General features: G+C 46.4%; 17 protein-coding genes and 1 tRNA gene. 5 read left to right on the forward strand and 13 right to left on the reverse strand.

Going from position 1 to position 24083, the window contains the following annotated elements; all coding sequences use genetic code 11:
• Nucleotides 1–196: 196 nt before the first annotated feature.
• The gene (locus AC791_RS14170) at nucleotides 197–1075 is read right to left on the reverse strand and encodes an integrase domain-containing protein (RefSeq protein ID WP_049841054.1); all 879 of its coding nucleotides are present in this window, start codon (nucleotides 1073–1075) and stop codon (nucleotides 197–199) included.
• A gap of 560 nt (nucleotides 1076–1635) precedes the next feature.
• On the opposite strand from AC791_RS14170, the gene AC791_RS14180 reads away from it, so the two are divergent.
• Complete coding sequence (locus AC791_RS14180; RefSeq protein ID WP_199485520.1) at nucleotides 1636–1893, forward strand: hypothetical protein; 258 nt, start codon at nucleotides 1636–1638, stop codon at nucleotides 1891–1893.
• A 31-nt stretch (nucleotides 1894–1924) separates the two neighbouring features.
• Here AC791_RS14180 and AC791_RS14185 read toward each other — a convergent pair whose 3' ends face one another.
• The 4 genes from AC791_RS14185 to AC791_RS14200 form a co-directional block, all read right to left on the reverse strand.
• Nucleotides 1925–2257 (reverse strand): type II toxin-antitoxin system PemK/MazF family toxin, encoded by a 333-nt coding sequence (locus AC791_RS14185; protein WP_049841055.1) that lies wholly within the window; start codon nucleotides 2255–2257, stop codon nucleotides 1925–1927.
• Nucleotides 2258–2515, reverse strand: a complete 258-nt coding sequence (locus tag AC791_RS14190) for an AbrB/MazE/SpoVT family DNA-binding domain-containing protein (protein WP_049841056.1) — start codon at nucleotides 2513–2515, stop codon at nucleotides 2258–2260. It abuts the gene before it with no gap.
• Nucleotides 2516–2863: 348 nt separating this feature from the next.
• A complete protein-coding gene (locus AC791_RS14195; RefSeq protein WP_049841057.1) occupies nucleotides 2864–3070 on the reverse strand; it encodes a helix-turn-helix domain-containing protein in 207 nt (68 codons plus the stop codon).
• Nucleotides 3067–3528, reverse strand: coding sequence for a hypothetical protein (locus AC791_RS14200; RefSeq protein WP_049841058.1), 462 nt, complete (start codon nucleotides 3526–3528; stop codon nucleotides 3067–3069). The genes AC791_RS14195 and AC791_RS14200 overlap by 4 nt, the downstream gene beginning before the upstream one ends.
• A gap of 537 nt (nucleotides 3529–4065) precedes the next feature.
• On the opposite strand from AC791_RS14200, the gene AC791_RS14205 reads away from it, so the two are divergent.
• Nucleotides 4066–6486, forward strand: a complete 2421-nt coding sequence (locus tag AC791_RS14205; protein WP_049841059.1) for an AAA family ATPase — start codon at nucleotides 4066–4068, stop codon at nucleotides 6484–6486.
• A gap of 65 nt (nucleotides 6487–6551) precedes the next feature.
• Here the strand turns inward: AC791_RS14205 and AC791_RS14210 are convergent, their stop codons facing one another.
• From AC791_RS14210 to AC791_RS14235, 6 genes are all read right to left on the reverse strand, one after another.
• Nucleotides 6552–8354, reverse strand: a complete 1803-nt coding sequence (locus AC791_RS14210; RefSeq protein WP_049841060.1) for a hypothetical protein — start codon at nucleotides 8352–8354, stop codon at nucleotides 6552–6554.
• A 42-nt stretch (nucleotides 8355–8396) separates the two neighbouring features.
• Nucleotides 8397–9404 (reverse strand): Wadjet anti-phage system protein JetD domain-containing protein, encoded by a 1008-nt coding sequence (locus tag AC791_RS14215; protein ID WP_049841061.1) that lies wholly within the window; start codon nucleotides 9402–9404, stop codon nucleotides 8397–8399.
• Nucleotides 9404–13987 carry a chromosome partition protein MukB gene (gene mukB, locus AC791_RS14220; protein WP_049841062.1) on the reverse strand — a complete coding sequence of 1528 codons (4584 nt, stop codon included), beginning with the start codon at nucleotides 13985–13987 and terminating at the stop codon, nucleotides 9404–9406. The genes AC791_RS14215 and mukB overlap by 1 nt, the downstream gene beginning before the upstream one ends.
• On the reverse strand, nucleotides 13984–14757 hold the full coding sequence (locus tag AC791_RS14225; RefSeq protein WP_049841063.1) for a chromosome partition protein MukE: 774 nt from the start codon (nucleotides 14755–14757) through the stop codon (nucleotides 13984–13986). Before AC791_RS14225 ends, mukB begins: the two co-directional genes overlap by 4 nt.
• Nucleotides 14750–16150, reverse strand: a complete 1401-nt coding sequence (locus AC791_RS14230; protein WP_049841064.1) for a hypothetical protein — start codon at nucleotides 16148–16150, stop codon at nucleotides 14750–14752. Before AC791_RS14230 ends, AC791_RS14225 begins: the two co-directional genes overlap by 8 nt.
• A gap of 139 nt (nucleotides 16151–16289) precedes the next feature.
• Nucleotides 16290–17285: a hypothetical protein gene (locus AC791_RS14235; RefSeq protein WP_049841644.1), complete on the reverse strand. Its 996-nt coding sequence runs from the start codon at nucleotides 17283–17285 to the stop codon at nucleotides 16290–16292.
• A 759-nt stretch (nucleotides 17286–18044) separates the two neighbouring features.
• On the opposite strand from AC791_RS14235, the gene AC791_RS14240 reads away from it, so the two are divergent.
• The 3 genes from AC791_RS14240 to AC791_RS14250 all read left to right on the forward strand — a co-directional run bounded on the left by AC791_RS14240 (nucleotide 18045) and on the right by AC791_RS14250 (nucleotide 22136).
• A complete protein-coding gene (locus AC791_RS14240; RefSeq protein ID WP_049841065.1) occupies nucleotides 18045–18779 on the forward strand; it encodes a phosphodiester glycosidase family protein in 735 nt (244 codons plus the stop codon).
• Nucleotides 18780–18873: 94 nt separating this feature from the next.
• Complete coding sequence (locus tag AC791_RS14245; RefSeq protein WP_049841066.1) at nucleotides 18874–20328, forward strand: AMP nucleosidase; 1455 nt, start codon at nucleotides 18874–18876, stop codon at nucleotides 20326–20328.
• An 11-nt stretch (nucleotides 20329–20339) separates the two neighbouring features.
• The gene (locus AC791_RS14250) at nucleotides 20340–22136 is read left to right on the forward strand and encodes an aminopeptidase P family protein (protein WP_148677824.1); all 1797 of its coding nucleotides are present in this window, start codon (nucleotides 20340–20342) and stop codon (nucleotides 22134–22136) included.
• A gap of 155 nt (nucleotides 22137–22291) precedes the next feature.
• Here AC791_RS14250 and AC791_RS14255 read toward each other — a convergent pair.
• Nucleotides 22292–22367: transfer RNA gene (locus tag AC791_RS14255), tRNA-Asn, on the reverse strand.
• Nucleotides 22368–22488: 121 nt separating this feature from the next.
• Nucleotides 22489–23952: an EmmdR/YeeO family multidrug/toxin efflux MATE transporter gene (locus tag AC791_RS14260; protein ID WP_077264640.1), complete on the reverse strand. Its 1464-nt coding sequence runs from the start codon at nucleotides 23950–23952 to the stop codon at nucleotides 22489–22491.
• Nucleotides 23953–24083: the final 131 nt, after the last annotated feature.

Genomic DNA, 24083 nt, shown 5'->3' on the forward strand with positions numbered 1-24083 from the left:
ATAGGAAATCACCCGAAATTATTTGAGGGCAAATAATTTTGTACGAAAACCGATGGATAACTCGATTTTTTCAAGGCAACGGCTATCAATCAACTTCGCCAGTTTGTCCGTACCTTTTGTAACAACTGTCATAATATCAACATCTTACCTATTAATAATCATATTTTACGAGTTGGAAACTATTATTTTTTGCCAATCAATCTCTTCTTCCGTAAACCTGCGCCACATACCGCCCGCGCCCGTCGCCGTGCCCCAAATCCATCGCCGTCATTGCCAGCGCTTCCTTTTCACCAAATCCCTGCGCCAGATAATGACGAATAGCATCCTGCGCCCATGCATAACGCAACGAGTGCGGGGAATATACGCCCGTTAACCCGAGACATGACGCCTGACTGTGCCAGTACTTCATCGCGCTTTTCAGATCGGGCTTATCTATCAGCCTGCCATGACGATCTTCTGCCACAGCCAGCGCATTATCCAGCGCTTTTCTGACAGCGCCAGCATCAAGAATGACGGTTTCACGCAGCCGTCCACCTTTAGTGCCAAACACCACGGTTAACCGGGTATCGCCACGATCCAGCGCCTGCCGCCATGTTTTCAGCGACTGTACGCTCTGCACCGCCTCCTGTGAACGCAACCCCATCAGCCTTGAGAGTTCCAGCGCTGCCGCCAGCCCCGGATCTTTTGCGCGGGCGGTTTCCAGCACATGACGGTAATGCTCCGGCGCGATAGCCAGCTTCGTACCGTTACGGGATGCGCCGGATAATCCCAGCGAGCGGTTATTCAGCCGCTCACTCTGCGCCAGCCTGTCACGCCCGGCCTGTTTCAGAATGCAGCGTACCGCTGCCATCTCGTTTTGCAGGGAACGCTTCGTGATGCCCTGCGCCAGCCGTTCACGGATATAACCCTCTACATGCCGCGCCTTAAGCTGCTCCACCCGTCGGATCTGCACATTCTGCGCCAGTACCAGACGTTCACAAAACCGCTGCGCCAGCTTAATGCGGTCGTGAACCGTTTTATGGCTACCGCCTGCCTGCTGCGCAAGGCGCTTCATTTCCTGCTCCAGAATCCCCATATTTTCCCCCTTTCATGATTGCCGCAAACTCATCGCCAAAAAACCAACACTGATACAGCTTTCCCCGGCGCGTAGGCCGATAGCCCCTGTTTTTTTGCCGGGGCTGCGAACGATACCTGAGCGCCGGGGCGGCAGCCGTTGAGGTGTGGAGGGGCTTCGGTTGTGCTCTCTGAGCAGCCGCCCGCATTAGCGGGTCATCCCCCGGATCGTCCTGATCCCCTCTGGTATCGGTTCATGTTCTCCTTATTGGTCAAATGGCCTGAAAAGGCGGTGTCAGGATCCAGCCGTGAGCTGGCGCAGTTGAGTTTTCTGGTGCAGGTCGAAAAGGCTGCGTGCGTCACTTTCCCGCTCTGCGCGGTTAAAGTGACGCACTGGCACTGGTGCAGTGTCTGAAAATTTACCGTCTGGTGCAGCTTTACGGCCACGCGGCAGCAAAGCCTTGCGGCAATGCAGGCCGCAGTCCGTAAGGTAAAAAGCACTGAGGGTGTCAGCAGATATAAGTTAGCCGGGAGAATTCCGGCGCGGTGCAGATTCAGACCAGCAGTCTGGCGCAGTAAAGGATGTATCGTGTTAAAACTCTGGCCTCCGTCGCGATGTTCTGCGACCCGGTGTTTGCAGAGGTCGGCACCAGTAAACGGATCAACCGTCCTGATAACAGGCGCTTCTTTCAGGTTGTGAAGCGTGGCGCTGTCAACGACAGCATAGGGCAACGGGGAGACTATGCCAGTGCCGCTGGCGCGGAAAGGAGAAACTATTTTTACCAACAAAAGGATTTTTTAATCACATGTCGTTATAAAAAAGGAGAGCGCTGTATGTGACAGCGCTCTCCTTCAGGTTACATAAAAAACATCAGCTCAAAATGGCCTCCAGCCGGGCCAGCACCTCATTCACGACAGCGTCGGGTATGCGCTCCAGTCGCTTACCATTTCGGGCTCCCATATCAATGGTTCTGGGCTGGTCGCAGCGGATCACGCCCGTTGTTTTTGTTCCCGCGCCGTCCAGTGAGACGGTAAAACCGGCTTCGCGAGCAAAGTTTCCGCCGCTGGTCACAGGGACAACAACGGGCAACCGGGTGAACGTGTTAAATGATGCCTTCGATACGATAAGCACCGAACGTTTTCCGCTTTGCTCGTGGCCGGCAATCGGATCCAGTGAAACAAGCCAAATTTCCCCTCTGTCCATCTACAGGATCTCCTTGCCCACCGCAGGTGCATCAATCCATTCCCGACCCTCTTCGCTTATTTCAGCATGCGGATCGCACTGTGCCAGCAGTTCCTCAAGCGAATAACGGGGCCGTTTCTGGGGTTCAATAATCAGGCAGCCATTATCAATGGTCATACCCACTTCGCTGTCCGTCGACAGCTCCAGCGTTTTCAGCACGGCGGGAGGAACCGCCAGCATGATGGATCCGCCGACCTTTTTCAGGCGAGTTGTATACATAGAGCACCTCCGGATATTATATTTTAATATAACATCTACAGCAGGCGATGCACAATTATTCATCGGATTCATTGTGATTTCCTTAGCGTAATAAAGCGTGAAGAAAGCCTTAATCCATCAGAGGACAGATCCGGCAGTTTTCAAAGGCGACATTGCCGGTAAAACGGCAACCGTCCTGATACATCAGGCGCTTCTTTCAGGTCACGAAGCATTTCATGCAGGCGGGAGCTTAGTGCGTAACAAAGAAGGCCGATAATAGAAAACTGTTTTTGCAGTTCAAAGGATTCTTGTGGATCGGATAAACAAAATGCGGCGCAGCTTCCGTATCCGGGCTGCGCCGGAGGAACATCAGCGATAGCGCGAAGGCCAGATTTGCTCAGGCGCGATATCTAACGCTTCGGCAATTAACCTTTCACCTTTGGGCCAGCGGCGGGTAAGCGCATTAGCCAGCGTGGAGGATGCCAGCCCCGCCTGACGCGAAAGTGCTGACAGCGAAGTGCCACGTTTTTTCAGCCCGGCAATAATATCGGCCGAATGCCAGTCCTGTCGCATCATGCGGCCACCTCGTCGATAAACTTCACACCATCGGCGGTGCGGAGCCAGCGCGGGGCTTTCATTTCCGCAGCGAAGTAGTTGATCAGGTCATACAGCAAGTAGCTAAGCTGTTTCTCCTTTTCAGAAGAAAATCCTTGCTCCGCCAGCGTCTGCGTCAGGGAGAGACAGTAGCGACAAAGCTCTGTGCATTCAGGCTCGAAACGGGGGGAATTTGCAGGGAGAGTGTCAACGGTCAGGCTTTCAATAAGATGGGGAGGAACGGGTTCTAACAACGTGGGCTGCAACAGCGTCAGACAGGCGTTGAGTCTGCCGCAGAGCGCCATTTTCAGTGTGGGATCGTTGCTTTCAATCAGGGTTTCGGCGAAGTTTTCGCAGTGATCGGCAAGGACGGTGAAGTCCGTGGCGGTATTAAAGGGAACAGCAAGTAACGGATGTGTTTTGGTGGGGATCGTAGCCATAGAGGCAACCTCCTGTAACAGGTTTAAAACCCACCACCAGAGGTTCCAATCTCATGGTGGTGGACTGAACGGGGTTGGAACTACCGGCGTTACAGGCAACCGGCGCACCTTGCGGTGCCCCCGCCCAGCCCACCATTGAGGTATAACCGAGCGCACAACATAAAAAAGACGCGGGACGCGTCGTATGTCGCCTGTAACATTTCTCAGGGTTCCAATCCCGGCACCTGATTTTGCAGATGCGGGGTAAGGATACTGCGATTGGGGATGGACAGCAAGAAGCATCGATGGAAAATAGAAGCAGAAATACAATACCCCCAGATAATTTTTCTTTAGCACGTAAAAAGTCGAAATTTCAGAACCATATCAAATTATGCACAATTTTCTCTCATTAAACTGGATCAGTTTAAGTATTGAAAGTGCCCATATGGGTATTTGAATACTTTGTTCGCAGCAATATTAGTCGTGGAATGAACGGTAGGATTCAGTTGGACTGATTGTCTATCGTATTTAAGAGATATGTATGAGGATGATACATCAATGATCAATCAGATTGACATTTCTAATTTTGGTAGTTTTAGTGATTTTACCTGGCGAAAAAGTGTTAAAGATCGCGGTAATAATGTTCAGAGCTTTAAACGATTAAATGTCTTGTATGGGCGCAACTATTCGGGAAAAACTACCTTATCACGGATCTTTCGAGCTTTAGAGACAAAACATCTTCCCCCTAACTTTACGACTCCATCTTTAACTATTTACGGCGATAAGGGTAATATTACTTCTGCCGACGTCAATAACCACCACTACGATATCAGAGTCTATAATCGTGATTTTGTGAACGATAACCTCAGTTTTCTTGTCAATCAGGATAGTGGTGAAATCAAAACATTTGCTATCGTTGGTGAGAAAAATAAAGAAATCGAAGATGCCATTGCAGAAATAGAAACCGAACTTGGTAGCATAGAAACAAAATCAGGTTTTCGCTTTAATCAGGAAGAAAAAAACAAAAAATGGAATCAGGCTAAGACCAATCATCAAACTGCTTCAGATGCTCTGGAAGAAAAACTAAGATCTCACGCTAATAATAAGATAAAAAAGAATCGAGAATATGGGAAATCAGTTTACAGCATTACAAATATAAAACAGGATATCTCGGCCATTAAGAAAGTTGAATTTAGATGTCTTAGTATGGAAGAGCAAGCGCACAAGATTTCGCTCCTGAGACAAGAGGCGCTTCCTGACATTACTACCTTGATAAATATTGATCTTAAAATCGCAGAAATCAGAAAAATAGCAGAAGAGCTTCTCTCCAGACGGATTATACCTACCCAACCTCTCCAGGAACTACTTAACGATAGCATTTTACAAACATGGGTAAAACAGGGGATCCCACTTCATAAAGAAAAGAGAGAGACGTGTGCTTTCTGTCGCCAAAATTTGCCGCATGATATCTGGCAGGTTCTGGACTCTCATTTTAACAAGGAGTCCTCAGTTCTGGAATCAGACATTGATAGCTGCTTAACGTCTATCTCAAATGCAATTGTTAAGATTCCTACATTTATGACTTTGACAGGGAATATGTTTTATCCTGAAGAGCGTGTTGCATTCGAGCAAAGTAAGACGAACCTTGATGAAGAATTAGCCGTCAACAAACAAGATCTGGAATTTTTGGAAAAAGCATTAACTTCAAGAAAAAACGATCTGTTTAAACCGTTAGAAATACCCGACTCTCATTATTCTGTTGAAAAAATTCAGCAGTGTTCTCACGATATAAATAGCTTGGTGAGTAAAAACAACACTCGAACAAAGACACTCGAAAAAGATAAGATTGCAGCCCGCGACGCACTAAGACTTACTGATGTTGCATCCTTCATTCAAACAATTAACTATGATGATGAATTAATTCGTATAGAGAATTTAAAAACAGAAGCCAATAAAGTGTCCACTGATCTTCTTGATGCCAGAACTCAAGTCACTGAACGCGAAAAAAAGATCACACAACTGCAGGGTGAACAAAAAGACGAACGCAAAGGACCAGAAAAAGTAAATGCACTGCTCAATCATTACTTTGGACACGATAGCATACAATTAGAAGCCAAAGACGATTCGATTAAAACATCAGTTAAATTCGAAATTATGCGAGGAGGAAAATCGGCCTTCAACCTAAGCGAAGGTGAATGTAGTTTAATCGCACTTTGCTATTTTATCGCAAAACTGGAAGAACCAGAGAGTAAAGGTAAAGAGCTTATTATTTATATTGATGACCCAATCTCCAGTTTAGATGGGAATCATATATTTTTTATGTTCAGCCTGATTGAAGGATTGATAGCTAAACCAATTAAAAATACTGATAATTCCAATAGCTATCGATACAAGCAACTTTTCATTTCCACGCATAATCTGGATTTTTTAAAATACCTCAAAAGATTATCTATTCCTAAAAAGAAAATCACGGTCGGTGAAGGTAAGGCAAGAAACGTCGAAGACAAAGAAAACTTCATGCTGGAACGTAACGGCAGAGGAAGTAATATTATTCTTATGCCTGCGTATTTGAATGATTATATTACGGAATTTAATTATCTTTTTCAGCAGATTTACAAATGCCGAGATCAGACTATGGCAAATGAATCCTACGAACCATTTTATGGTTTCGGAAATAATCTCAGAAAATTTCTGGAAGCATTCCTGTACTTCAAGTATCCCTGGCATGACGATAAAAATGATTCATTTGAGAAGATCAAGAAATTTTTTGGCGAAGAGGATGCGACTGCCATTGCATTGATAAATCGCCTCAACAATGAATATTCGCATCTTGAATCAATACCTGACCGTGGATTTAAACCACTTGAGGTTCCTGAGATTTCCAGGGTGGCCAATTTCGTTCTGGATAAAATGCACAAATCAGACCCTGACCAGTACAATTATTTGTTGAAAAGTATTGGGGAATATCAGGAAGTATAAAAACAATATATCCTAGATGCCCGGCTTAAACCGGGCATCGTCACAGTAAGTATGCCCTAACACGATCATTTTGCACAATATATTACAGGCACTGCATTAACTTCTTTGACCGCATGAGAAAAGGAAGACAGTATCCATAAAAGTTGGATCACATGCGGCTTTACTGGCAGATTACGTCGCAATTTACCAAACTCACGCTTAACTTCATTTTTTGAAATAAATGAACAGCTCAAAATACATTTTCTGTGCAATTTGACATCTTTTGATAAATCATCAAGATACTTTTTGAGTTTTCTTGTATCACCTTTTCTTATCTTTTTGATCTTCGTTTCGGTATTGTTATTTGCATAATTTTTCTTTAGTTTATTTCTAACTTTATCTAAAAGATCCGGCGCGCTAAAATACATGTATCCAAGATTTTTAATTGCCTGTCCGACAACATCATGTAACTTGCTTGCTGACGTCGTCTTCGAGCCATGTTTTGAATGAATGAAACTGATGCAAGAATCTTGTTTATTAAACGTAATGTGGTCAGCCCATTCGTTCCCCAGATCGTCGCAAAATATATAGTCATCATTCTTATGAATTTCTTCAACTAAATCAAACATTGATCCCGTAGAGAATTTAGTACTCAGTTTTGTAAAAGTACCCTTTTCACTTAGTACCTTATCCATATTGTCAACAGGCATAAGAATTTCCAGAATACTATTTATTTCTGAAATTCCAGACGCATCCTCGAAGCAATTCCCCATAAAATACATATAACGAGGATCCTGGAATGTTATACTATAGAATCCATTTTTAAAGATGAAACTCTGGAGCGTAGATTCTTTACCATTCGATACAACTTTTAACCGTCTAAGGATAGTAGACTCTATTGTAAGCGTTTTATTATTCCTTTTTATTTTTGCACTGCCAATAGCTGAATCAAGCGTCAAATCATTTCTGATTTCATAAACTTTTTCGAGTTTTTGAAAAAGCTTATTAAGCTTCTTCTCAGATAGATAACAATCTTCACCGTCGGGAAGTTTATATTTAATCCTTAGCCCTTCTGACTCTATTTTTTCATACAAAGCAGTACTTTCAATGAGGAGTGCATTCGGCAGAGTTAATGCCATAACTTCATTTAATTCTTTCTGTTGTGCAAAATAATTTAAAAAATCTTTGATACCGCCACCTTGTCTGACAAGACATAATTGATGGTAAGACCATGAGGCAATATCATCGAAACTAATTCTCTGTGATGCTTCAACTAATCTGCCACTGCCTGAAATTGTCTTGATTGTTGGGCCTTGTCGAAGTTTCAAATAGTAAGGTATAGATCTGCCAGCGGCATGTGTAGAAAAAGCCCCCTTAAGATCTGATGATTCAAATGAACGATTCCTGATGGCTTTATCCGAATTAGTCATACTTCGCGTGGATATTTTCTGAAATGAAACATCAGAATCATTAAATGTTCCTGCCAATGAGTGACTTGTGATTAAATTAAAATCTTTCTCTAATTTATCAGATATGTTTGCACAGCTCTTTTTTATTATGGCTATACTGTTATCAAATTCCAGAATCAATATGAATGCATATATTGTATCGTAAAAATTCTCACCACCTTCAGCCTCCCCCATAAAATAGACAGGCCTTAGTGTAGGGAAGACGCGCAGAGAATAAATAAAATTAACATCAGCATCAATAAAGTTCCTTCCCACCCTGAAATCATTTATCAGATAATCAGAATCTGATTCAATATTATCATCGGCAGAATTCAGGATGCTCAGAATTTCGTCATTTGTAATTTGTCTTTCCTCATTATCGAGAGGAATTTTAAGATCATAGAACTGGACATTTTTTGTAAGCTCTAATCTGTCAATCATTAAATTATCCCTTATGAATTCTACAAGTCTAATTTCTTTTTTCTACACATCTTGTTCAATTGAGTTTTCCGTCGATTCGATAAGTGCTATTTCATCACCAGAATGATTTACCAACCTCTGCATCGCTGCATTAAAACGATAGTCCACAACCAACACCTCCTGTTCAATCCAGCGCTGTTCCTGCCTTAATTGCGTAAGTTGAGGACAATCCGGCGCGGTATCCCAGGCATGTTTTCCGGCCCCAATCACCTCATTTACCTGGTGTGCTGACGGCCAAAAGTCCGGTAACCAGATCCGGCAGGGTCGGGCCAATGCGTGGGATAGTTGCCGCGCAATCGCCAAACCATTCGGATCGAGATCGGGAAAATGTACCCAGGGTACATCCTGCCCGTATTGAGAAATCCACCGACAGGCGAGTTGATAATTCAGACCGGGGGCAAAGATCAGTATCAAACCATCGACAAGCGGCATATCAACATAAGCGCCTAAATTCTCGACGGTCATGATCAGTTGCGCCGATGACATGTCTACAGAGAGTAAATCAAGTAGCATTCGTTCTGGCAAACAACACTCCGAACGCCATCGACTCTCATCATCGGCAAACAAAACGTTTTCTCCGTTATTACAGGTAAACGTTAGCCGCAGCTCCGTCCCCTGGCTACGAAGTCGTAAGATATCATCATAGGTAACGGTCTGCCCTTTGACTAAGGGTTGGCTCAGACCTGCTTTACTGTTACCTCGCCATGCCGACGCTGATTTATGATGGATCCTCTGCATTCGCCGAGGGATGGCCGGGTGATGCTCTTTTCTGCCAATGATCTGTTGTTGTATCTGTTGCTGCACCTGAGCGAGCAGAATATCCAAGCGTTCACTTTCCACCAGCCGCCAGCGATTGTGCGTGGAAGGGATGATAATACCCAATTCAGCCAGATAATTTCGTAGCGACTTTTCCTTAGCATTTTCGGACATCATTTGCCGTTCTTTCAGTTGCTGAAGAATATCGCCAAGTTCACTAACTGGGAAACCTAACTGAAACAGTTCATTATGCATTAAATTGTTTTCACCTCGTCACTTTCAGCATTCTCTGCTGTAGCCAGATAGCTATCAACGTCAAATGGCAACTGCTGGGCGTCGCGGACACCGGTAATTTTCACCTGATGATGCGTAACACTTTGCCCGTTGGCTCCCGTGTCCTCTGTCCTGACTATGCGCACCAACTGGTAGCCGGTTCCGGTAATTTTCCCTAACGTTTCCGGGGCCGCAACCAACATCTGGCACCCGGTTCTTACCGCCAGTTCGTGGACTGTCGCCTGAGAGGCGGCATCCAGACGGGAAACCTCGTCCATCACCAGCGGCAAAGTGAAAGGCTCTTTATTGCCGTGAGAGCTACGTCCCCAGTGCCTGAGCACGGCAATCAGCACTGCCAGCCCGGAGCCGATTCGTTCCCCGGTTGACAGGCTGGAAGCGTTCAGTGGTTCAAACTGCTCTGCACCACGACGCTGTATTAGCGTTTTTACATCCAGGTAGTTACGGTGATCCAGCAAATGTGAACCATCAATTTCATGTTGATTGATTTTTTTATACAGGCCAGCCAGAGCTTCAGTAACGGTTCCTGCCGTGGAAAAGAGATCGTCCATGCCGTAACCGCCTGATTTCAGAGCGTTCAGAGTATCCTGAAAATGTTTAACCGTTCTGGCTTCCAGACGCACACTGGCAACCTGCCCAAAACCAATTCCGGTAAGTTCAGCACTTAACCGGCTTATCGCCCTTTTTTCATCGTTGATCCGGCGCGATAGCGCGTCGGCCAGTTCATTCCGGCTCATCTGGAACGTGGCTTCGGTTTCAGCCAGCATCTTCTGTGCATCTTTCGCCGCCTGAGACAATGCCAGCAGCATTTCCCGGGGTTGCGTGGTGCGCTGGATATCCTGACGGGCACGGCGACGAAACAGCGCCACTGCGTGGCTATAAAGCGTGGTACAGACTTCAGCGATGTCAGATGTATTTTGACCGCAGGACGCTAATTGCTGCATAAAGGGGTCGGCTGAAGAAATTGAATATTCAACAGTTAGCCGGGTCAGTTGAGCCAGCAAGGGTTGATCGACCAGCAATGGTGCCTCTGGTGATAGTGCTTTGCTATTTATCAGCATCTCGCGCATTGCAGGTTCCAGCTCACCATAAGAGCCATCGACTTTTAATGCGCTTATAATTCCGTTGCGCTGCTGAGTTATCTGTTCAATTTTTTCTATCAGGACAGTGAGTTTATCATTCTGGTTTTTCAGGTTTAACTCTTCGCTTAAGCGTTGCTGATGCGTCTCAGTCGTTTTTGTATTGCACTCTCTTAAACTGTTATTCAGTTTTTTAAGTTGGCCCTGTAAATGCGCGAGTTGTGAGGCAAGTTTAGTTTCCAGGCCGAATGTGTAGGGAAATGGCAAACTATCCAGATCTTTTTTAGCCTCATCACGATTCTGGTGGTGGCGAGTAATCTCGGATGTCATTTCTGAATAAAACTTATCTTTTTCAGCTAACTCTTTTTTTGCATTTTTGAGTTCTTGTTTAATTCGTTCGCCGTCCTGATCCAGCCGTTTTTGATCGCCAGATAAGAGGATTTGTGCTTGTGCTTCATCTTCCAGTATTTTCTGAGCATTAACATATTCCTGGTTAAGGTGAGCACGCACACTGTTTAACTCTTTCACCAGTCGAACTCGCATTGCAGAGGTTTGCCAGGTTTTCTCGTTCTGCTCAACCTGCTGGCGTACTTGCGCTATATTCTCAGGGTATTCTTCCCGTAGTAATGGATACTCTTTTTCTATCTGATTAATTAATGGCTGATAGCGTCTAATATCACGCCCGGCAGCTTCAGCCCGCTTTATCTGATCAGCAATCTCGGCCAGCTCCTGAGGAAAATCCCGAAACAGGATTTTACTGTCTGGCTCACATTCCTGTAGCGCCAGTAAGAGATTCCGGCTTTTTTTCCACTGACTGGACACGCTTCTGTATTTTTCTTCAATATCTGTCAGAGCGGTATAACGATGACTTCGCTGTCGGCGAGTATCCTCCAGCGGCGGTTCATCATCCCAAATAAATGAGGGGGCCGCGCTAACGGCCTTAAGATGTTCGTTGTTACGTTCAACGTCTTCAATCTCACGTTCCAGCGTCTCGCTCTTTTCTTCTGCCAGTTGAATCTGTTGGTCCAATTGAAGGATAAGCGCCTCGCGGGCTTTATCACCTAATACGGGCTCTGAACGTATCTGGCTGATGCGGCGGTATCGCGGTTCATCTATAACACACCAGGGCGGGAGAATACTCTCCTCCGTGTTATATTCGTCGGTGATATCTTTAAAAAGTAATTCCGACTCGAACGGTTCGTTGCGCAAAACGTCTATAGGCTGGGTGACACTGATCAATAAAATATCGGGAAGCGGCCATTGCTCATCGTATTGTGTAAGCAATTGCCTAGCGGCATCATCGACATCACCATTGACAAGTATGGCAAACATTAACGGCCCTAATGCTGCCTCAAAATATCCGGCGTCCTGTACTTCGATATCTGCGTACAGCTCAGCAACCGATATTCCCGATACATCAGCGGCAAGAGTCCGTAAATACTCAAGACTTCCGGCTTCTCTTCCACTCAGTTTGTCACGACGCCCCTGGCATTGTTTGATTTCCGTTTCGTAGCCAATGGCTACCTGCCGAAGTGATTTAATGTGTAACGCATGGTCAAGAATAAGTTGTTCGCAGCGTTGCGGCGTCAAATCATCATCAGGAAAAATAGTGCGTAAATAGCTAACCGATGGCTGATATTGGTGCCACTGCTGACTCTGTTGCTCATAGCGTACAATATCGATATCAAGCTGCTTAATTTGTTCCTGTACTTCAGTCTGACGTTGCGTTAATTGTTCCTTTTGTTCATTTAAGTGCAATTCTTGCTCTTGTTGCATCGCCAGTTGCTGCGCAAAATCCTCATCGCTCAATGGTAACGATAGCATGCCAGCATCACGAAGCCGTTGCTGAAGACGCCGCTGTTTTTGATGATCGCTTTGTAACGTATTTTGATGCTGTCGCCATCCACCCAGTTGAGCGTCTTCGATACGCCATTTTTCCAGTTGAGCACATTTTTCCATAAACCAGCGCTGAGCGTCTGGAGGAGAGATATCATCCCCCAATTTTCGTGCGCTGTTTGCGGCGAAAGTATAAGCATTCAGGATATCCTGATGAGATCGTAATTGACGCGTTGCATGACTGAATGCATTCCCCGCCTCTTTTTCCTGATTCGCTAGCTGTTCAATGAATGCGGTTAATCCAGACAGCGTAAAAACCATGTTCCATTGGTTAATCTCATCATATAGCTGTTTTGCGTGGTTATATTGCGATGCCATTTTCTGAGCAATGTTATAATGCGAGACAACATTAGATAACTGTTGGGCTATGCGTAGCTGGCCCTCTTCATTCTCACTTTTCTTTCTTTCCAGCTCATCAACAATACCTTGCTGGAGTTTGCTTGCTTCTTCCGCACTCTCTAACTGCGGTTCAAGTTTATTCAGTTCACCAATTGCTTTTTGCTCTTGATCGAAGTAAATCCTACCATCACGAGCACATAGCCGCCGAGGCTCAATATCACTCATCTGTTGTTGCGCTATTGACTGTTCCGATTTTATGGCGTCTTCCTTGCGCCTTAGGGAACTCAGGCTTTCCTCAATTTTTTCCAGCTCACGTTCGATTCGATATTTTTCTTTCTGAATAATAGTGCGCTCTTCATCATTCATCGCCAGTGTTTTCTCAATAACTGACCACGTATTGGCTGAAAATGATAAGCTCAACGTAAGTAATGAATTAAAAAATTGATAATCCTTTTGATAATTTTGCAGGTCTTGCTGCGTAAGCCTGACTTTGATCATGGACTCATGCACCATATTCACTACGGAATGTATATTCCCGCGAGTATGGGCCATTAAATAAGCGCTGAGGTGTTTTTCTATCGATTTATCCAGACGCCCTGCCATTGCCGAATGAAGGATCTGGGCCAGACGATATTTATCATCGGGTGACTGACAGGCTCGGGGTAAAATGCCATGCTGAAACAGTGCCAACATGTAGGCATTTGGGTCTTTAAATGACTGAATGGCGCATCCTAATAGTGCGGCTTTATCCCGTAACTGGTCTGTCGTTACCGGGTGAGCCACTTGTCCTTTACGATCAAGTAAACAATCCAGTGGATTAACGTTATCTGGAAGTTTCAAACAAAATAGCTGGGTTTCTAATGTTGTTCCTGTCTTTTTTTCAGCCCTGACGACGTACAGATGCCGGTGGCCTGTCCCTCGGGCCTCAATCTCCAGAGCAACAATACTGGGCTGCCCTAAACGTGGAAACATTTCACTGTCTTTTATTGATGTTGAAACTTTGAAATCATCCTTAGTCCCTAAGCTAATGTAGCGAATATCAGGGATCTGGCTGAACATAAACGCGCCCAACAAAGACGTTTTTCCCGCCCCATTATTGCCCAACAATGAAACGGTACCACCATACTGTCGCGATGTACGCAGTGCGTGAGGATTCACCAGATTTAACGTTCGGGCCATAATGCCATTAATGTTGACAATACTGAGGCTACGTATCAGAGGGTAGTGGTTCACAATTGTTCCCCTTTATGAGTCCCGGAAGCAAATAAATCACCCGTTGCATCCATTTCTTCTTCGGCAGAGAAACGATCGCTTTCTGCCAAATCTTCATCTACACTATCCCGCACCGCCTCATCAATATTGACCAGATAACCCTCCTGGATCAGTTCAGCCAGGCGTTGTGGAATTTCTGACTCTTGCTGTAATCCTCGCAGCGGTTCAATAAAACGATAGATAGCGGGTGTTGTCTGGAAGGATTGCCGATCCTTAGAGAGTTGAATAAAAGCATAGCGATCGAATACTATGAGCGACTTTCTGATTTCATCCTGGATTTTAGATAAATCGTATTGGGTCTGTTGGCCAGGACGACGGCGAAATAATTCCAGCAGTCTGGTTTCGGATAATTGATTGCTCATTCGATCCAGTAGTTGATTCGTTGTGAACCACTCTTTTTGACTAAGCTGTTTTTCGAGTTCCATTGCAACAATTATCAAACCAGTGACCATCTGCAACTCATTAAATCGCTCTAATGGTATTTTCCCACGGTGCTGAGGCAGTAAATAATAAACAAATTCATTGGAAAAGCATAAAGATAAAGACAAGCAGTCGTAATATTCACAAAGCGGATTAAATGCCTGATTAACAAATGAATACAGCATATAATCCGCAGGTAATATATTAATTCCTCTACGTAATTTATAATCTACGACGGGGAATAGAGGTGATTTCATCACATCCAGAAATGTATTAAATTGATCACCCTGTGTAGATCCAAGCTCAGTCATTGAGATCACCTTGTGAAATTAGCCATTGCTCTTCGATTTCGTAATTTGCTGACTCATCCATTAAAACCCATTCTGGGGAGATATCATCCTGAATATTGTCACTTTGTTTCATCAGTTCTTTTATTGTGCACTGTGCCAAGCGAAAGCGATCCATTTCATTGAATGGGAATTTACTTAAAATATTTCTGATAACAGAAACGTTACTCACCGGTTTATTATCACTTAATGCCTTCTCAACAAACTCCCTTGCGAAACTCTCTAACTGAAACGCAGGCATCTCCCGCACCAGTTCTTCATCATCATTATCATCGAGGAACAACGCATTATCCGCTGGAGGCGGCGGTGTGTCCCATTCACGTAATTGCATTAGCTTAACCGTCGAAGGTAATACTAACGACCATGATGACCGACCAAACAACTCGATAGTACGATCGATTAAATACCCCAGATTAGCATTGGGATCTAACGCGATACGGATGCGTATACGGTCCAGCACGCTGCTAAAGAATCCGGATAAATCCCTTAAGGAATGATTAGCAAATTCTCGAACATCCATTAATGAACCAAACAAAGAGGATAATGTATTTTTTAATCGCTGAGCCCCACCTTTTTGTACGACTGTATTTTGCAAAATTTCCAGTTGCATTAATACCGCATCGGCACGGTTCATTACTAACATTCTCAAATCGTTGATCTGGCCAGCCAGCGTGCGTATTATTTCCAGAAGTTGCTGAATTTCCGTTTCCAGAGAAATACCAATTTCGGTTTGTATCTCGGAGCGCATTGAATGAAATTTAGAGATGAGGAATTCCTGATTTTTAAAAACGCCCGTCAGCAGATCCTTCAGGCTCGGTAAAAAAAGTTCTACCTTCACCAACCATTCACTACCAGTAATTTTTTCTCCATCGCTGGCAGCATTTAAACTGGACAGTTCCTGATCAATTCTCAGATAACGTTGACTTAATGTTTCTTTATCCTCTAATTCATCATATTGTTGGAAAGGTTTTAACAAATCATGTGCCAACTGAGTCAGACGATATGTTCCACCAACATCAGCGACAGACATTCCGGCCAGTGACAACAATCCTTGTTCCAGCGCTCGTTTCAGAAAGTTATTAACCCGAACATCGGAGGTATTAGGATCCTCATTTATTCTTTCATCAACGTAACGGATGATGCTGTGACATGTGGTCTCATCGTAGCCGGATTGTACAAAGTAATGCTCACTATTTGATTCGACACCTGACTCCTCCATACCCCACATAGCCATCGCCGCCAGATAGCTAAACTCATTAGGGCTAAGATGTAAATTCGGCTGGTATTTACTGATTTTTAACAGTATGCAGCTTAGTGGGCTAGTAAACTGCTGCGGTGTAGGTGCGACATTGTCCATGATAAAGCTCACCTCGGCTTTTCTCGTTCAGTCTCCATGCTGTTATATCAAATAAATAGCTGGTGATCCTTTTTTCTCGCTGAAACAGTGACATAAATTCAACCTCTGCCTCAAAAACATTATAGAAATCGATAACAACTTAAACGCCACTACTATCCCGGCAAATCTCTCCGCACAATCGCAACTCAGGCGGCTTTGCAGGTGTAATACCCCCAATTCTGACTGGCAAAGAACCCTCTTTTTGGCACTGTTTCTTGAGCAGCTGCCAGTTTTCGGTTTCAGACTCCATATGGGTAATCAGGGAATCAAAAGCCCCCTCGACAACTTCTACTTTTAGCGGTTTCTCTTCTTCACTGTCGGTAAGATCAGATTCAGTCTCCTTCGACGCCTCGTTTTCCAGTCCATCAAGACTGTTTTTTAACCCGTCAAAGCAGTTTGTCGCAGTACTTGGGGTATGGAAGAACAAACCACTAATGAAGATCGCTTCCATTACTTCATAGAAGGAAAAAGAGGTATCCCCATAAACAAAATGGCTACGATCGGCATTATTTACCCCAGAGGCACTTTCTCTTAGCAGCTCATCCTTCTGTAAGGTCATCAGCGTTTGCTTACTGTAGAGGATCACTGGCAGATTTTTAATTTCGTGGACATTTTCGCTAAGGCTCCAGCGTTCTTTATCACCTTTGATAAAACCGGAAGCATCGCAGCTACTTTCTATATCAAATTCGTCAGTGGGGATCCTCTCACGGTTGAACCAGGCTGTTAAATCCTCACCGTCCCCCATATCCTGATGCTGATATGCGTGGTAAACAGAGCTGCGGCGATCAATGCCAATCCACTCAAGATCCCATGTGGTCGGTTTAGATGGTTTTCTTACTTCGTCAATATAGGCTCCAACATCCCGATCCAAGTAAGCGGTTAGCAATTCCTTCCACGGCTCAATTGCAAAAAAGATATTCGCCAGCGTTGTTCCTTCTTCAATCATCACGGTATGACGAAAGAACCTGAGAAGAAAAAAGGGATCGGTATCTGAAATGGCTTTCTGTATTGAGAGTAACGGAAGAGCTGTTGTTTCATCGTAATCAGAACGAAAGCGTAGTATTGAGTCCGAGCAGAAAATTAGTTTACCTTCCATCATTTATCTGGCTCCTGATGTTATGTAGCAATCCTTGGCTGATCTACCGCACAGCTTTTTTGCGCTTTATCTGGTTTGAAGGAAAGCATAGATGAGGTGGTGTACAAGCCATAGTACTCGACTTGTGTACAGAAAGAAAAAACCAGAAAAAATAGGTGGTCATTCTGGTGGTCTTGACAACCCCAACTTTTAGTTTTAGCTTACCAATCAGCCAGTTAATGGCTAAGGCGAGTCCAGTCAGAGAGCCAAATTTTTACTTCTGCGTGTCTCAGTATGTCCTTGTGGTACTTTGATTCAGAGAGTTAGCACAAGAATCCCTCCCGGTACATATCTACTTATCTCTTCGTATCCAGAAAAATGGGTAGGCTGATTCAGGATCACCTCAGTTAGGTAATGAAACGAACACGCATGTTCCTTTCCGACACGAATATCCGCAGCACCAAGCTCTCTGATAAACTCTTCAACTCACTCGTTCACAACGTCTATACAGTTCAACAGATCAATAACGTGCAATTACACAAGATGCACATACTGGTTTCTCTCGCATCGTTCGCCCCGCGCCGGGATCCCGACTTAACGTACAGACCAGCCCGTTACCGATAAAAACAAGGCCGACCGCCGCACTCCAGGGTAGTAAGCCCAAATTTTGACACGTTTTTTGCTTTTCACGTGCGCCTGAACGCCGCATTATCCATCTGCACCCCACTCTTGCGGAGAGGAATCGCCTCCGCATTCATTTCATTGTAAGGATTGACCTTAATGAAATTCGCTCTTCTGGCGTTTTTAACGCTTCCACTACTCTCCTGTTCTGCTCTTGCCAGCGATTGTAAGCTGAACGATCCGGCGCTCTCCGTTCAGAGCTATATTGCCGATCCTCTGCATGACGATATCGTGATGTACTGGAAAAAAGCGGACGGCACCGCCTGGGGATCATTACAAAAGCTGCTGGCTGACGTTAATACTGACGGGCGAATAAAGATGGCGATGAATGGCGGTATTTATGCTAAATCATATACGCCGCTCGGCTTGTATATTGAAAAGGGACATCAATGGATCCCGCTTAACAAGGCCTCCGGCGGCGGTAACTTTTTTATTCGTCCCGGCGGCGTGTTTTATATAAAAGGGAAGCAGGCAGGGATCGTCAGCCTGGCTAACTTCAAAGCATCAATGCGAATAACCTATGCGGTGCAATCAGGGCCACTGATGATTGAAAACGGGAACATCAACAAGCGTCTGCTCCCCACTTCCAGCTCACAAAAAATTCGCAACGCGGTGGGTGTAACCTCACAGGGCCGGGTAGTGTTTATGTTAAGTGAACGCGCCACCACTTTTTATGATTTTGCCTGCTACGCTCAGTCAAAACTGGACATTCGACAGATGCTGTACCTTGACGGCACAATTTCGAAGATGTATCAAAAAGGCGATGCCGTGCCGTGGCAATATCATCCTTTTGTCACCATGATTGCCGTTAAATCCCGACAGTCTAATCAATGACTGTTGTTCGTCCCGTTGATCCGCTGGCTTTTGTTTCACATTCCTGTGACCTATTATCGGGTATATGCAGTTTATCTGACACAAGGAGCGAATGATGAACAACAAGGTTACCGGACTCAATCCGGAACAAGCGCTGGATCAGCTGGAGGCATTTTATGAGCAGTCGGTGAATGCTCTGCGGGACGCTATTGCCTGTTATGTCGCCGATGCCACCGTACCTGATAGCGAAGCGCGGGCGGGAGGGCTGTTTGTTTATCCGCAAATCTCTGTCACGTGGGATGGTCATGCGCATAAAGCGCAGAAAACCCGCGCCTATGGCCGGTTTACGCATGCAGGGTGTTACACCACCACGGTGACGCGCCCGGCGCTGTTTCGCAACTATCTCGCGGAACAACTCAGGCTGCTTTATGAAGATTATGGTGCGGAGATTACCGTCAGCCTTTCACAGCATGAAATTCCGTTTCCTTATGTCATTGATGGTTCCGAAATCATCCTTGATCGCTCCATGAGTGCCGGGTTAACACGCCATTTTCCAACCACCGAACTGGCTCAGATTGGCGATGAGACGGCTGACGGGCTATTTCACCCTACCGAATTTTATCCGCTGTCGCATTTTGATGCCCGTCGCGTTGATTTCTCCCTTGCACGCCTGCGTCACTATACCGGCACGCAGGTCGAACATTTTCAACCGTTCGTCCTGTTTACCAATTACACCCGTTACGTGGATGAGTTTGTTCGCTGGGGATGCAGCCAGATCCTTGATCCCGACAGTCCTTATATTGCCCTTTCCTGCGCAGGTGGGATTTGGATCACCGCTGAAACTGAAGCGCCGGAAGCGGCTATTTCCGATCTGGCCTGGAAAAAGCACCAGATGCCCGCCTGGCATCTGATTACCGCCGACGGTCAGGGTATTACCCTGGTTAACATCGGCGTGGGCCCGTCGAATGCGAAAACGATTTGCGATCATCTCGCGGTACTGCGTCCGGATGTCTGGCTGATGATTGGCCACTGCGGCGGGCTGCGCGAAAGTCAGTCTATTGGCGACTACGTCCTCGCCCACGCTTACCTGCGAGACGATCATGTGCTGGATGCCGTATTGCCCCCGGATATCCCTATCCCCAGCATTGCGGAAGTGCAGCGTGCGCTTTACGACGCCACTAAGCAGGTCAGCGGAATGCCGGGGGAGGAAGTTAAACAGCGTCTGCGTACCGGCACCGTCGTTACTACCAACGACCGCAACTGGGAATTACGCTACTCCGCATCGGCGCTGCGTTTTAACCTGAGCCGCGCGGTGGCGATTGATATGGAAAGCGCAACCATCGCCGCACAGGGTTATCGCTTCCGAGTGCCTTATGGCACTCTGCTGTGCGTCTCGGACAAACCTTTGCACGGTGAAATCAAACTGCCGGGTCAGGCCAACCGTTTTTATGAGGGTGCAATTTCGGAGCATTTGCAGATTGGTATCCGTGCTATTGATCAACTTCGTGCCGAAGGCGAGCGTCTACATTCGCGTAAGTTGCGCACCTTTAACGAACCACCATTCCGTTAATGACGATAAGGATTTTTATGAGCAGCTCTCTTTCCGATTTGCGTCGCATACTTACGATGCAGGCGCTTGATGGCATGATCATTCCGCGTGCGGACGCGCATCAGAGTGAAGATTGCGCGCCGCATGATGACAAACTTGCCTGGCTAACGGGCTTTACTGGTTCTGCCGGGCTGGCGCTGGTTCTGCACAATCGTGCGCTCCTGTTCGTGGACGGACGTTATCAGGTTCAGGCGCGCAATGAAGTAGATCTTAGTCTCTGGGAAATACACCACCTGCACGATGAGCCGCTTGCCGAATGGCTCAGCAGCGAACTTAGCCCGGCAAGCCGGATCGCGTTTGAACCCTTGCTGATGGTCAACAGCCAGTATGAAGCACTGAAAAAAACACACTGTGAACTGATGCCACTCGCAGAGGATCCTTTTGACGCCATCTGGACCACCCGCCCCGCGGCCCCTAATGCTGCGATTCGGCAGATGCCCGATGATATTGCAGGGGTAAGCAGCGAAGAAAAACGCCAGCGTATCGCAGCGCTGCTGCGTGAAAATCAGGTGGATTATCTTGTTATTACACAGCCGGACAATATTGCCTGGTTGCTCAACGTGCGCGGTGCAGACATTGCAATGAGTCCAGTACCGCTCTCATTTGCGCTGCTGAGTCAAAATGGTGAGATAGAATGGTTCGTGGCAGAAAATAAAACCGCCTATTTGCCTGCGGCGCTCTTAAACTCGCTTAAGATATTGCCGCCAGAAAAGCTTATTCCGCATCTTGAGCAAATTGCGGCAGGCAAGTGTATTCAACTGGATGCCGATAATGCCCCTGTCGCACTGCGCTTTGCGGTGGAACAATCAGGCGGTACTGTTGCCTGGCAGGCCGACCCGGTCACTTTAATCAAAGCGAATAAAAATCCGACTGAGCTGGCGGGCTATCGTCGCTGCCATTGCTATGACGGCGCAGCCTGGGTCAATTTTTTAGCCTGGCTGGCGCAGGAAGTATCCTTGCGTGAAGCTGCACATAACCCGCTTACCGAGCTTGAAGCCCAGGCAAAGCAACTGACTTTTCGGCAGCAACAGCCTGGTTTTATTGAGCAGAGTTTCAGCACGATTTCTGCTGCAGGCAGCAATGCGGCGATGTGCCATTACCATTCTACAGAGAAGACTAACGCGGCAATCACCGGTGCCAACTTCTATCTTAACGATTCGGGCGGCCAGTACTCCGACGGTACGACAGACGCCACCCGAACAATGGCCTTCGGTACGCTAGAGCCACAGCATCGCCTGCATTACACCGCGGTCTTAAAGGGTTTTCTGGCCTTGATCACGCTGCAATTCCCTTCGGGTACACAAGGTCATCAGCTTGATGCTTTCGCGCGCCGTCCACTGTGGGAGCTGGGGCTGGATTACGATCATGGCACCGGTCACGGCGTGGGGCATCAGTTGTTGATCCATGAGCAGCCGCACCGGATGGCGAAAAAAGTGAATCCATGGCCGCTTACCGCTGGCAATATTATTACCATCGAGCCAGGTCTGTACCTGGAAGATCGCTACGGTATTCGGATTGAGAATCAGGTAGAAATTGTCGAAAGTAGTCCGGGATTTTGCCGCTTCTCTTCCCTGACGCTTATCCCCATCGATCTTAGTCAGGTTGAGCTGGCTTTACTAAGCGAACAGGAAAAGCAGTGGCTGGATGATTATCACCAGCAGGTGCGCGAAGCGCTTTTGCCTCTGGTGGAAAAGGATGCCCATCCGTGGCTGCTGGCGGCAACCGCGCCACTCACCGTGTCAGAGAATGACGTGCCGATGACTAACTAGTCGATCGGTAATATGACGCATATCTGGCGGCTGGGGAGTAAAGGAACGCTAAGTATGTTCATGCTGAAAAGATTAAAACTCTGATCTTCTGCCCGGTAAACAAATAATCTGAATTCAGAAAAGCAAAAAGCCCGCAAAAGCGGGCTTTTTAAATTTGGCTCCTCTGACTGGACTCGAACCAGTGACATACGGATTAACAGTCCGCCGTTCTACCGACTGAACTACAGAGGAATCGTGTGAACGGGGCGAATATTAGCGACCCGCCTCCCCCTTGTCAAAGCCTGTTTGTACAAATCCAACTGTTTGCCGATTTATTCTCCGAAATGCGCAGAAAGAACGCATTTATGTTCAGTTAATCGACGTTTTTCTTCAACCGTGGATATTTCCAGAGCCAGCGCCCGGAGATCATTCGCCAGTAGAAGCAGATGCCGCGCACCGTCCAGTCAAAGAACATCCCCAGCCAGACGCCAACAACGCCCATTCCCAACATAATCCCAAGTACATATCCGGCGACAACGCGACACCCCCACATACTTAGCATTGAAACCCACATAGAAAAACGAGCGTCACGAGCGCCCTTCTGCCCAGCCGGTAGCACCCATGAGGCTGCCCAGATAGGCATAAAAAGAGCATTCAGCCAGATGAGAATTTTAACCACCTCTTTTACATCGTCTTCATGGGTATAAAAAGATGCCATCAATCCGGCAAAAGGCGCACTGAGCCATGCAATGATCGTCAGGCCGATCGTTGATAGCCAAAACACGTGGCGCAACTGCCGCTCAGCCTGCGCAATTTGGCCTTTACCCAACCGTTTACCGGTAATAATAGTCGACGCTGAACCCAGTGCATTGCCAGGCAGGTTAATAAGCGAGGCAATGGAGAACGCAATAAAGTTCCCCGCGATCACATCGGTCCCCATCCCGGCGACAAACATTTGGGTCAGCAGTTTCCCGCCGTTAAACAGCACCGACTCAATGCTCGCCGGAATTCCGATTGCCAGCACTTCCCAGAGAATACTGAAATTCAGCGGCGCAAAGTAACTCTTAAGGGAGATACGAAGCGCCGGGTTAAAACCGATCATCAGCACGATAATAATCGCAACTGCGCCAATATAACGCGCTATCGTCAGCCCGAGACCTGCCCCCATAAAACCAAGACCGTCCCAGGAAAACACGCCATAAATAAGTGCGCTACTGATCAGGATATTAAGGATGTTCATCCCGCCATTAATCAGCAGCGGAATCTTAGTGTTTCCTGCCCCGCGCAGCGCCCCGCTACCAATCAGAGTAATCGCCGCGGCCGGATAGCTTAGAGCTGTCAATTCCAGATAAGTTAATGCCAGATCCTTAACCTCTCGCGTCGCTTCTCCAGCCACGAAATCGATGATCTGACTGCCAAAAGCGTGGATAAGGAGCGTCAATCCAATGGCAAACAGGGTCATGATGACCAGCGACTGCCGGGCCGCCGCTCGCGCCCGGCTGGGATCAAGCTTGCCGAAGCTAAAAGCCACCACCACTGTGGTACCAAGATCGACTGCGGTAAAAAAGGCCATGATAACCATATTGAAGCTGTCAGCCAGCCCCACTCCTGCCATAGCCTCTTTACCCAGCCAGCTGACGAGAAACGTGCTAAGAACGCCCATGAGCAGAACACAGGTATTTTCGAGGAAAATAGGAATGGCCAGTGGCGTAACTTCACGCCAGAAAAGAACCCGATAACTCTTTCGTTTCGCGTACCAGGGGGTTCGAGTAACGACCCTGCGCAGAGAAGCAGTAACGTCCAAAATTGCCCTTAAAAAAGAATGTTGAAACAACATTTCAAATAATGGGAGAGAAAGAGTAAACCTGCAAAGTATTTTCCTGCAAAATTCGTTGGCAAATACAACAGATTGTTGCAAAAAGAGCCACTCAAACAGTATAGGGTTTGACAAAAATTTTTGCGCCGCTA

The sequence above is a fragment of the Klebsiella sp. RIT-PI-d genome (genome assembly GCF_001187865.1).
Lineage (GTDB): Bacteria > Pseudomonadota > Gammaproteobacteria > Enterobacterales > Enterobacteriaceae > Superficieibacter.

What these genes read in the sequence shown, in the direction of transcription:
- AC791_RS14170 (WP_049841054.1), bottom strand. Translation starts at nt 1,075, where the DNA reads ATGGGGATTCTGGAGCAGGAAATGAAGCGCCTTGCGCAGCAGGCAGGC.
- AC791_RS14180 (WP_199485520.1), top strand. Translation starts at nt 1,636, where the DNA reads ATGTATCGTGTTAAAACTCTGGCCTCCGTCGCGATGTTCTGCGACCCG.
- AC791_RS14185 (WP_049841055.1), bottom strand. Translation starts at nt 2,257, where the DNA reads ATGGACAGAGGGGAAATTTGGCTTGTTTCACTGGATCCGATTGCCGGC.
- AC791_RS14190 (WP_049841056.1), bottom strand. Translation starts at nt 2,515, where the DNA reads ATGTATACAACTCGCCTGAAAAAGGTCGGCGGATCCATCATGCTGGCG.
- AC791_RS14195 (WP_049841057.1), bottom strand. Translation starts at nt 3,070, where the DNA reads ATGATGCGACAGGACTGGCATTCGGCCGATATTATTGCCGGGCTGAAA.
- AC791_RS14200 (WP_049841058.1), bottom strand. Translation starts at nt 3,528, where the DNA reads ATGGCTACGATCCCCACCAAAACACATCCGTTACTTGCTGTTCCCTTT.
- AC791_RS14205 (WP_049841059.1), top strand. Translation starts at nt 4,066, where the DNA reads ATGATCAATCAGATTGACATTTCTAATTTTGGTAGTTTTAGTGATTTT.
- AC791_RS14210 (WP_049841060.1), bottom strand. Translation starts at nt 8,354, where the DNA reads ATGATTGACAGATTAGAGCTTACAAAAAATGTCCAGTTCTATGATCTT.
- AC791_RS14215 (WP_049841061.1), bottom strand. Translation starts at nt 9,404, where the DNA reads ATGCATAATGAACTGTTTCAGTTAGGTTTCCCAGTTAGTGAACTTGGC.
- AC791_RS14225 (WP_049841063.1), bottom strand. Translation starts at nt 14,757, where the DNA reads ATGACTGAGCTTGGATCTACACAGGGTGATCAATTTAATACATTTCTG.
- AC791_RS14230 (WP_049841064.1), bottom strand. Translation starts at nt 16,150, where the DNA reads ATGGACAATGTCGCACCTACACCGCAGCAGTTTACTAGCCCACTAAGC.
- AC791_RS14235 (WP_049841644.1), bottom strand. Translation starts at nt 17,285, where the DNA reads ATGGAAGGTAAACTAATTTTCTGCTCGGACTCAATACTACGCTTTCGT.
- AC791_RS14240 (WP_049841065.1), top strand. Translation starts at nt 18,045, where the DNA reads ATGAAATTCGCTCTTCTGGCGTTTTTAACGCTTCCACTACTCTCCTGT.
- AC791_RS14245 (WP_049841066.1), top strand. Translation starts at nt 18,874, where the DNA reads ATGAACAACAAGGTTACCGGACTCAATCCGGAACAAGCGCTGGATCAG.
- AC791_RS14260 (WP_077264640.1), bottom strand. Translation starts at nt 23,952, where the DNA reads ATGTTGTTTCAACATTCTTTTTTAAGGGCAATTTTGGACGTTACTGCT.